Origin of the sequence: Rhodopseudomonas sp. B29 (assembly GCF_000333455.1) — a bacterium.
Classification (GTDB): domain Bacteria; phylum Pseudomonadota; class Alphaproteobacteria; order Rhizobiales; family Xanthobacteraceae; genus Rhodopseudomonas.
In genome coordinates this window covers 1-9,818 of record NZ_BADD01000246.1, presented here as the reverse complement: position 1 = coordinate 9,818, position 9,818 = coordinate 1, and the positions used below count along the sequence as shown (strand labels likewise).

10 protein-coding genes, 1 tRNA gene and 1 pseudogene are annotated in these 9,818 nt (G+C 66.8%); 2 read left to right on the top strand and 10 right to left on the bottom strand.

Translation table 11 applies throughout. From position 1 onward, the window contains the following. A pseudogene (locus I5M_RS08925) lies at positions 1 to 222 on the top strand (PaaI family thioesterase); the annotation flags it as partial. On the opposite strand, the gene I5M_RS08920 reads toward I5M_RS08925, so the two are convergent. Then, positions 200 to 1,009: an HAD family hydrolase gene (locus tag I5M_RS08920; protein ID WP_022721079.1), complete on the bottom strand. Its 810-nt coding sequence runs from the start codon at positions 1,007 to 1,009 to the stop codon at positions 200 to 202. The pseudogene I5M_RS08925 and the gene I5M_RS08920 overlap by 23 nt on opposite strands. Before the next feature lie 89 nt (positions 1,010 to 1,098). Here I5M_RS08920 and I5M_RS32670 point away from each other — a divergent pair, with 89 nt between their 5' ends. Next, positions 1,099 to 1,257, top strand: a complete 159-nt coding sequence (locus I5M_RS32670; RefSeq protein ID WP_159103984.1) for a hypothetical protein — start codon at positions 1,099 to 1,101, stop codon at positions 1,255 to 1,257. A 70-nt stretch (positions 1,258 to 1,327) separates the two neighbouring features. Here I5M_RS32670 and I5M_RS08915 read toward each other — a convergent pair whose 3' ends face one another. The 9 genes from I5M_RS08915 to I5M_RS08875 form a co-directional block, all read right to left on the bottom strand. Beyond that, entirely contained in the window at positions 1,328 to 2,284 is a 957-nt protein-coding gene (locus I5M_RS08915; RefSeq protein ID WP_022721078.1) for an MBL fold metallo-hydrolase, read from the bottom strand. Positions 2,285 to 2,389: 105 nt separating this feature from the next. Beyond that, a complete protein-coding gene (locus I5M_RS08910) occupies positions 2,390 to 4,471 on the bottom strand; it encodes a methyl-accepting chemotaxis protein (protein WP_148287848.1) in 2,082 nt (693 codons plus the stop codon). Positions 4,472 to 4,722: 251 nt separating this feature from the next. Then, a tRNA-Phe gene (locus I5M_RS08905) sits at positions 4,723 to 4,798 on the bottom strand. A gap of 167 nt (positions 4,799 to 4,965) precedes the next feature. Continuing rightward, positions 4,966 to 5,145: a DNA gyrase inhibitor YacG gene (gene yacG, locus I5M_RS08900; protein ID WP_022721076.1), complete on the bottom strand. Its 180-nt coding sequence runs from the start codon at positions 5,143 to 5,145 to the stop codon at positions 4,966 to 4,968. After that, positions 5,135 to 5,758 (bottom strand): Maf-like protein, encoded by a 624-nt coding sequence (locus tag I5M_RS08895; RefSeq protein ID WP_022721075.1) that lies wholly within the window; start codon positions 5,756 to 5,758, stop codon positions 5,135 to 5,137. Before I5M_RS08895 ends, yacG begins: the two co-directional genes overlap by 11 nt. A 101-nt stretch (positions 5,759 to 5,859) precedes the next feature. After that, entirely contained in the window at positions 5,860 to 7,017 is a 1,158-nt protein-coding gene (locus tag I5M_RS08890) for an AAA family ATPase (protein WP_022721074.1), read from the bottom strand. Between the two features lie 208 nt (positions 7,018 to 7,225). Next, positions 7,226 to 7,432, bottom strand: a complete 207-nt coding sequence (locus I5M_RS29410; RefSeq protein WP_022721073.1) for a hypothetical protein — start codon at positions 7,430 to 7,432, stop codon at positions 7,226 to 7,228. Next, positions 7,429 to 8,595, bottom strand: coding sequence for a PepSY domain-containing protein (locus I5M_RS08880; RefSeq protein ID WP_022721072.1), 1,167 nt, complete (start codon positions 8,593 to 8,595; stop codon positions 7,429 to 7,431). The genes I5M_RS29410 and I5M_RS08880 overlap by 4 nt, the downstream gene beginning before the upstream one ends. Before the next feature lie 17 nt (positions 8,596 to 8,612). Continuing rightward, positions 8,613 to 9,818 (bottom strand): TonB-dependent siderophore receptor (locus I5M_RS08875; protein ID WP_031335926.1); only part of this gene is annotated, 1,206 nt, incomplete at its 5' end.

Here is a 9,818-nt window from a genome sequence, read left to right as displayed (position 1 = left end):
CTCCGGCATCGCGGCGAAGATCAGTCCGGAGCCGCAGGCCTCGCCACGGTGCAGATGGACACGCATTTTGTCGACGCCGCCGAGATCGGCGATCTGTTGATCTCGCGCCCGCGCGTGGTGCGCTCGACCCGCAGCCTGATCTTCACCTCGACCGAAATCAGCGTCGAGCGCCGCTGCATCGTGCTGGCGCACGGCGTGTTCAAGATCGTACGGCCACGCTGATCCAGCGCCCGAGGGCGTCGAGGGTCACCAACTGCCCGTCGGCGCCTGCTCCGGCGAGGTGGCGATACGGCGCCGCGGGCTCGCCGAGATCGCTGACCACCGCCAGCGCGCCGGAAAAGTCGTCGCCTTCGGTATAGATCCCCGGCGTCACCACCGTCGGCAGCCCAGCCGCACAGGCGGCGCGCAGGCCGTTGGTGGAGTCCTCGAAGGCGACGCAGTGCTCGGCCGGCAGGCCCAGCCGCTCCAGCACATGCAGATAAATGTCCGGCGCCGGCTTCTTGGCCGGCACGACATCGCCGGCGCCGATCACCGCGAACCAGCCGAGCGCGCCTTCGCCCAGCGCCGCCGACAGCAGTGCTTCGACATTGGGAAGACTGGTCGTGGTGGCGATCGCGAGTCTCACGCCGGCGGCTCTGGCGTCGCCGATCAGCCGGGCCACGCCCGGCCGCAGCTTCGGGCCGTCGGCGACCAGGGCGGTGTAGCGCTCGGTCTTGCCGGCATGCAGCTCGGCGATGCGGTGGGCGGCGCGCTCATGACCTTCGGGCCGCGACTGCAAAAAATGCGCGATGCGCTCCTTACCGCCGGCGACCTCGAGCAGCTTGCGATAGGCGGCGGCGTCCCAATGCCAGGACAGACCTTCGGCCGCGAAGGTCGCGTTGAACGCCTGCCGATGCAGCTCCTCGGTCTCGGCCAGCGTACCGTCGACATCAAAGATCAAGGCCGCCGGTAATCTAATGTGGGGTTGCACGAATCTTGGACCCGTTTGTCCGGAATTGAGCAGAAACATAGCCTGACAACAGGATAGGCAGACTGTAAAGTTGCATTTACAGTTGTATCACCACCGTGTGTGACCCCACAGAACGGCCGACGCCTGCAATGACCGACATCGATTCCGGCCCCGCCTCTCACCAGCGCTGCGACAAATGCGGTGGTGAAATGAAGTTGCTCGGCCGGTTGCCGCGTCGTCTGCAACATCCGCAACGCACCGTGTACCGCTGCGAGAATTGCGACCACATCGTGCAGGAGCAAGGCTGAGCAGCCCTGCGAGGCGGGCGCCGCGGCGCCCGCACGATCGCTTGAAGGCCAAGCGGCCTCGAGATTCCGATTACAGCTCGATCTCCATCAGGTCGCGCGCCACGACGATCGGACCGTCGTAGTGCTTTTTGGCGTCGGCCATCCACATCTCGTCGGTGATCGACGGATCGTCGCCCGGCACCAGATGGGTCATCACCAGCTTCTTGACCTTGGCGGCGGCGGCGATTTTGCCGACGTCCTCGGTGCTGGTGTGGGAGGCCATCAGATGCGCCTTCAGCGTCGAGGCGTTCTTGATGCGCTTGGTCAAGGCATCGACGCCCGGCAGATACAGCGCTTCGTGGATCAGCAGATCGGCACCGGCGGCGAACTTCGCCAGTTCGGGATTGTAGGCGGTGTCGCAGGCGTAGACGATGACGCCCTTGGGGGTCTCGAATTTGAACGCGTAGTTGTTCTCGTTGATCGGCGGATGCGGCGTACGGAACGCCGTCACCTTGACCTTGTCGGTCGACACCACCGGGCCCGAATTGGTGATTTCCTTGACCTTGAGCATTTCGCGCGGGTCCGGCTTGCCCTCGTCGGGCATGCGGATCTCGATATCGGCCTTGTTCGACTCCCAGTAGTTCTTCACCAGCGCCGCGAGCCCGACCGGGCCGAAAGCATCGACCTCGTGTTTGAGACCGACGGACCAGGCGCTGTCGACCATGTTGCCGAGTTCGAGCACGTGGTCGGAATGCATGTGGGTGACGAAGATGTAGCGCAGGCTCGGCAGCTCCACCTTGGCTTCGACCAGCCGCTTGGTGACGCCCGGGCCGCAATCGACCACATAGGGCACGCCGTCGACCAGCAACACATTAGCCGGATTGGAGCGGCCGGTGGTGACGCGCGGGCCGCCCTTGGTGCCGAGGAATATCCATTTGGTGCCGGTCGCCGGCTCGGCGGCGCGGACGGCAGAGCCCTTCAGGCCGAAGGTGCCGGCGAGTCCGCTGGCCAGAGACAGTTGCAGGAGCTGACGACGATCGAGAGGCATGCGGCTTCTTTCTTTGGAGTGCAGGAGTGGCCGACGGCGAGCGTGCGGCATTCGGACCGGCAGGGTGCCGATCCAAGCGGATGATGGCGCAACGACGCGGCGGTTTTAGGCCGCGCGCACGCCGCCGAGGAATTCGGAGATCCGTGCGGTGAGATCGGTGCTGCGCACCGACAGATCGCCGGCCTTGGCGATCATCCGCAGCGCCGCCGCCTCGGCATCCGCCATCGCGGTCGACACCGAGCCGACATTGGCGGAAACGTTCTTGGTGCCGGCCGCCGCCTGCTGCGCATTGGCGGCGATTTCGCCGGTGGCCTGACGTTGCTGCATCACCGATGCCGAGATGTCGCCGGTCACCGCATCGACCCGATCGATGGTCTGGGCGATGACCTTGATCGCTTCGACCACCGCGGCGGTCTCCTGTTCGACACTGGCGATTTGCGCGGCGATCTCTTCGGTCGCCTTCGCGGTCTGGGTCGCAAGTCCCTTCACTTCGGTGGCGACGACCGCAAAGCCGCGGCCGGCTTCGCCGGCGCGCGCCGCCTCGATGGTGGCGTTGAGGGCCAGCAGATTGGTCTGGCTGGCGATGCTCTGGATGAACTTGATGATGGCGCCGATCTTGTCGACCGCGCCGCTCAGTCCCTCGATGCGGCTGTTGGCGTCCGCCACCTCGCGGACCGCCGCAGCCGCGATGCCGGCGCAGGTCTCGAGACGTTCGGCGACTGCGGCGATCGCCACGCTCATCTCCTCTGCGCCGCCCGCGATGGTCCCGACATTCACCGACGCCTCTTCGGCGCTGGCAGCGACGTCAGTGGCGCGCGACGATGCGCCGGCCGCCAGCTTCGAGCAGAATTCGGCGTCGTCACGCATTTCCTCGCCGACGATGGTGACCTCGCGGATCGCAGCGTGGCTGGCTTCGTCGAAGGTGCGCGCCAATTCTTCGATCCGCGCGGCACGGGCTTCGCGAGCCCGTCGCTGCACCTCAGCATCGCGTTCGAGCTCGGCGGCCGCAACAGCGTTGACGCGAAGCGTCTCTAGCGCGCCGGCGATCTCGCCGATCTCGTCGCTGCGATTGCGCGCAGGCACTTCGACACCATGGTCGCCATCGGCAAGCCGCGAGATCACAGCGGTCATCGCCACCAGCGGACGCACCACGCGGCGATCGAACGCGATCACCACGCCGACCACCATCGCAAGCACCAGCACCAGGCCGGCACAGACGGCGATCAGGCGCATCATCGCCGCGTCACGCTCGCCTTCAGCGATCCGCACCGCCTGCGCCATCGCGGCGTCGCGGATCGGCATCACCGACAGCGCCGGCGTCACCAGACGAGTCAGGACCTCCTGAAACGAATAGCCGTAATCACCGCCGACGAGACCTTTCGCCGTCAGCTCGGCGATGAAGCGATCGGCCTTGCCGAAGAATTCCGGTTCGGCGGCTTTGACCGCGGCTTGCAGTGCTCCGCTGTCGCCGAATTCCGACGCCGTCGCCTGCAGCCGGACCCAGGCGTGGCGGATTTCGCCCGTCAGCGCCGAGGCCTGCTCGATGTCGTCGATGGTCAGCTTCTTGGCATTACCGGCGGCGCGGGTGAAGTAACTGGCGCGGCGGCCGGCGGCGTCGCGCATGTCCCAGGCGAGCCGCGCGACTTCGATCAGACTGCCGACGCTCTCATGCGCCAACGTGGCGGCACGCTCCAGGCCGAGGGCGGCGCCGTTGAGGGCGGTGCTGACCGCCAGCATGCGCGGCACGTAATCCTTGAGCAGCGCCGGATCGCGCTCGCCGCGCGGGACGCGGTAGGCGGCGTCGAGCTTGCCCTGCAATTCGGCGAGCTGAGCCGCGACGCGATCGAGCGTGGCGAGCGCGCGGTCGCGATCCGCATAGCTGGCCGCCGCGATCGCGGTCCGCGCCTTGGACAGCGACAGCGTCATGGCCTCGCGCGCCCGAGCGATGTTGGCGAGCGCCTCGGGGCTGGGCGGCGGCTCGGCCACCAGCGCGGCATTGTGCGGGCCACGGCCCACCGAGGTCTGCTCGGTAGCCTGCAACAGCGCCGTCATCGCTGCCGCGATCCGCGACGCCTCGTCGGCATTGCGATAGTCACGCCAGCCCTGAACGACGAACACCGCCGCCGCCGCCACGATGACCACCGTCATCGCCGCGACACACACCATGAAAAGAGCACGAACCCGCATGAAGCCCTCGTAAATTTACGAGCGCATTCCTCGCGGTATCGGATTAAGGCAAACTTAATCGCGCAACCTTCGGCTTACCCGCTGCCGGAACTGGTTAAGCTCTCATCTCGCGATGCAGCAAAACGAATTCAAGATTTGAGGAAAAGGCGCATCGCGGCAGGCCAAGCGCGGGTGTGGGGTCAGCCGCACTGCTCACGTGGACGTGGGCGAGATCGGGAGGCTGAAGAAATCGATCAAGGTCAGGAGGAGAATGGTGCCCAGGGGCGGGATCGAACCACCGACACTGCGATTTTCAGTCGCATGCTCTACCAACTGAGCTACCTGGGCGTCCGCCCGGCGCGAGGCCGGGGGAGCGCCGGGTTATAGTCAGGCCAGGCGGCGCTGTCCACCCGTCCGGGACGGGTTTGGGCGGGGAAAATCGCGGGGCGCCGCGCGACCGGCCAAGGCTCGAATTGTCGGATTGGGACGGACGAAACCGGGCTGACGACCCGGCCTCAATCCTCTTCGTCGTCCGCCGGGCGGCCGGGGATGGCGTAAGAGCCGGACAGCCAGCGGTTGAGGTCGACCTCGCGGCAGCGTTCGCTGCAGAACGGACGCGATTCGGCGACCGCGGGCTTGCCGCAGACCGGGCAGCGCTTCTCCCGGGAGGCCTTGGCGGCCGGCTCAGGAGGCATTGATCCAGCCATGGCGGATCGGGAAGCTCTCGCCGCCGAGCAGCGAGATGGTCTCGTACAGCGGCAGCCCGACCACATTGGTATAGGAGCCGACCAGCTTGACGACGAACGAGCCGGCGATGCCCTGCACCGCGTAGCCGCCGGCCTTGCCGCGCCATTCGCCGGAGGCGAGATAGCCGGAGATGTCCTCCTCCGACAGCCGCTTGAACCGCACCCGGGTCTCGATCAGGCGCTGGCGGAACGCCTCCTTGGGCGTCACCAGGCAGACCGCGGTGTAGACCCGGTGGTTGCGGCCCGACAGCAGCCGCAGGCACTGCGATGCCTCGTCGACCAGCTCGGCCTTGGGCAGGATGCGGCGGCCCACCGCCACCACGGTGTCGGCGGCGAGCAGATAGGAGCCGCGCAGATCGTCGTCGAGCTGAATCGATTTCAACGCCGCGTCGGCCTTGGCGCGGGCCAGGCGATTGGCGCAGGCGCGCGGCAGCTCGCCGCGTCGCGGCGTCTCGTCGACATCGGCCGGACGCAGCGCGTCGGGCTCGATGCCGGCCTGATTGAGCAGCGCGAGCCGCCGTGGCGAGCCGGAGGCGAGAACGAGTTTGGGACGGCCGAGCATGCGGAACTTTTCGACGTGCGAAGCAGGCGGGAATGCGCGCGGAACCTATCGGAAGGCGGGTGCGGCGACAACTGCGCAGGCGCGCGATGGTGCCGCCGCGATCAACGCGACGGCCAATTCCACGACGGCGGGTCGTGGTCGCGCAGCACGGTCTCGCTCAGTTCCTTGCTGAGCACGATCTCGCGCGGATCGGCCTGCCGGCGCAGCGCCGACACCAGCGCCTCGGCATGCGAGACGACGATGATCTGCGAACGCTCGGCGGCGGCCGCGATCAGCCGCGCCAGCGGCGGTAGCAGATCGGGATGCAGGCTGGCCTCGGGTTCGTTCAGGATCATCAGCTCGGGCGGCCGCGGCGACAGCAAGGCTGCGACCAGCAGCAGGTAGCGCAGCGTGCCGTCCGACAGTTCGGCGGTCTTCAGCGCGCGCAGCAGGCCGTGCTGCTGCATCGCCAGTTCGAAATAGCCGTCGGCCTCCGAGACGATCACACGGGCGCGCGGAAAGGCGTCGTCGACGGTGGCGTCGAGCGTATCGGGATTACCGATCTCGATGATGGTCTGGATCGCCGCGGCGAGATCGGCGCCGTCGCCGGCGAGCACCGGCGTGTGGGTGCCGATCTGCGGCCGCCGCGCCGGCGCGTCGCGATCGGTACGGAGCTGATCGTAAAACCGCCAGCCGCGCATCCGCTCGCGCAGCAGCAGCAGTTCGACGGCGTCGCGCGGATCGGCGCCGTGCGTCATCATGCTGTCGGACGCCGACAGCTCGCGATAGACCTCGCGCCACTGGCCGCCATCGTCGCGCACCCGCACCAGCGGGCCGCGCCGCTCGGCGAAGGAATTCGCACGGCCGAGCAGTTCGCCGGTCCACACGCTCTCGACCTTGATCTCCGGATCGCGGCCGAACAGCGAGGTGGCATCCGGCAGCGGCAGGCCGAGATCGATGGCGTAGCCGTAATCGGTGCCGGCGAAGCCGAGCTTGAGGGCGACGCGGTTGCTGCGCGTGGTGCCCTGCACGGGTTGTGTGCCCCGCTTCATGCTGCGCGACAGCGTCTCGGGGCCGGCCCATAGCGTCGATTGCAGCCCGCCTTCAGCAGCGAGCGATTGAATCACCCGGCCCTGCGCGATATCGGCCAACAGCCGCAGCGCGCGATACAGGCTCGACTTGCCGGTGCCATTGGCGCCGGTGACGATGTTGAGCGGCCCCAGCTCCAACCGCACATCGCGGAGCGACCGGTAGCCCGAAACGGCAAGCCGCGTGATCATTCCCACCTCGGCGTGGTGCAACGCCGATCGGATAGCACATGCAGGACGGTCGCTCAAAACGCGCGGCACGGAAAGCCGGCGAACCTCTCGTGATTGAGTCGCACGACCTTTCCACGCACGCAACGCGCTCCCTCGCCTCGCTCTTGCGGGGAGAGCTTTACGCCTTGCTGGCAGCGCCGACACCCGGCCGTGGCGTTACTACGTCTTGCTAATTGCCCGGCCGGGACCGGCGGGCGGCGACATAAAACGCGACGTAGAGCAGCACCGGGACCGCCAGCGTTGCCCAGGACAGGCCGTCCCAGATGCCGTCGCCGAGCAGCGCCGAGAGCAGCCCGACCATGCTCAGAATTGCGATCAGCAGCGGCCACGCAAAAATCTGGCGCAGCGTGCGATGACGCGACCATTGCACCGTCATGATGCGGCCACCTCACGGCCGACGCCGCGCTCCAGGTCGGCGCGCACCGTGTGCCCGGCCTGCGTGCGCCGCCGCAGCCAGAGATAAAGTCCGGTCCACAGCACCACGATCGTCAGCACGTCGAGGATCGCCCAGAGGATCCGCAGCGGCAGTCCGCCATAGTCGCCAAAGTGCAGCGGCTGCGACAGGAACAGCGCCGTCACGTACCACGGCATGTCGCGCGAATCCGTCAGCGCCCCGGTCTCGGCGTCGATCAGCGCCGGGCGCAGCAGCCGCGAGGTCACCGGCGTATCGCCGCGCATGAACACCGCGTAGTGGCTCTTGCTGGAAAAGATCGTACCCGGAAACGCGATGAAGGACGCCTGCATGCCCGGCGACGCCGCTACCGCGACATCGACGGCGGCCTGCACCGAGGTGGGTTTCGCCGGCCGCGGCCGATCGCGATACTGCGCCGTCATGTCGGCCAGCTGGCCGTACTGCCACAGCTTGATTACGATGTCCGACCAGGTGTTGATCACGCCGGTGAAGCCGACCACCAGCGTCCACATCACCATCAGGATTCCGGCGAGGTTGTGCAAATCGAGCCAACGCACCACGCGCGGCCGGTCGGCGCGAACCATTCCGAAGCGATGCTTGCGCATCGACGGCGCATAGACCACGACGCCCGACACCACCGCGACGCAGAACAGCAATCCCATCAGCCCGAGGAACAGCTTGCCCGGCAGTCCTGCGAACATATCGGTGTGCAGTTTGAGCATGATGTAGGTGAAGCGACCGGTGACGTCCGGCGCGTCGAGCAACGCCGCGGTGTGGGCGTCGATCCGGACGATGCGGTTGTCGACCGGATTGGCCTCGATGCCGGGGCCGACGCTCACCATCATCACGTCCGGCTCGTCGCGGTCCCAGATCAGGAAATGCGGCACCGTGCCGGGCATCGCGGCGACCGCACTGGCGACGACGCGGTCGAGGTCCGCGCGCGGCGTACCCTTCGGCACCACCGCCGGCGCGACCTCCTCGTGCAACAACTCGTCGATCTCGTGATGGAAGATCAGTGGCAGGCCGGTGACGCACAGCATCAGCATGAACGCCGTGCAGATGATGCTGGACCATTTGTGGACCCAGCTCCACCGCTTCAGCGACCGCTTGGCGGCGGCCTGACTCACTGCGCGTTCCAGCTGTATCACAAGGTGCCGAGCACGGTGCGGGCCGAGCCGAGGCCGCAATAGGCCGTACTGGTGACGCAGGACGCCACGTAATAGCGATCGGTGATGTTCTTCGCGTTGATCTGCGCGGTCCAGCCCTTCATCTCCGGGCGCAGATACGCGAAGTCGTAGCTGATCGCCGCATCGAACAGCGTGTAGGACGGAATGCGCAGCGTATTGGCCGCGTCGCCGTAGGTCTCGCCGACGTAGCGGACACCGGCGCCGAGCCCGAGGCCGGCGATCGGACCGCTGAACCAGGTGTATTTGGCCCACAGCGACGCCTGATCCTTCGCCGTGTTGGTGAGATACTTGCCGACCGTGCCGTCGTTCGCCGCGGTCACGCGCGGATCGAAATGGCTATAGCCGCCGACGATCTGCAGTTCGCGCGTGACATTGCCGCGCGCTTCGAACTCGAAGCCGCGGACCCGGGCGGCGCCGGTCTGCACGCTGAAGAACACGTTGGCCGGGTCGGCCGTCAGGACATTCTTCTGGTTGATCTCGAACAGCGCCGCGGTCAGCAGCAGCGTCGTTCCGGTCGGATTGTATTTCAGGCCGACTTCGCTGCCGTCACCGGTGGTCGGCTTGAACGCGTTGCCGAGGCGATCGGTGCCGGTGATCGGCTGAAACGAGGTGGTGTAGCTGATATACGGCGCCAGGCCGAAATCGAACAGATAGTTCAGGCCGACCCGCCCGGTGTTGGCCTGATCGCGCTGCGGATAGGTGCCCGCCGCCGGATAGGATCCAGTGCTGACCGTCGTGGCGTCGGCCCAGTCGTGGCGGCCGGTCAGCGACACGGTGAACCGGTCGAACTTGATCTGATCCTGCATGTAGGTGCCGACCTGCTCCTGATCCGAGGCCACCTTAATGAAGGGCGAGAGCGAGGACGCCGAGGGAATTGCCGAGCCGTACACCGGGTTGAAGATGTTGATCGGCGAGATCATCGCGAACCGATAGTCGGAGTCGCTCTTGGTCTTGAGGTAGTCGACCCCGAACAGCATCTTGTGCGCGAATGGACCGGTCAGGAAGTCCGCCTGCACCTGATTGTCCAGGGCGAAGTTGCGCGAGCTCGACACCACGTAGTTCTCGGAGCGGTTCAGCGTCTGATTGTCGGACTGCAGACCCTCGCTGCGCACGCCGGTGAGATCGTTGGCGACGTTCGTGTAGCGCAGGTTCTGGCGGAATTG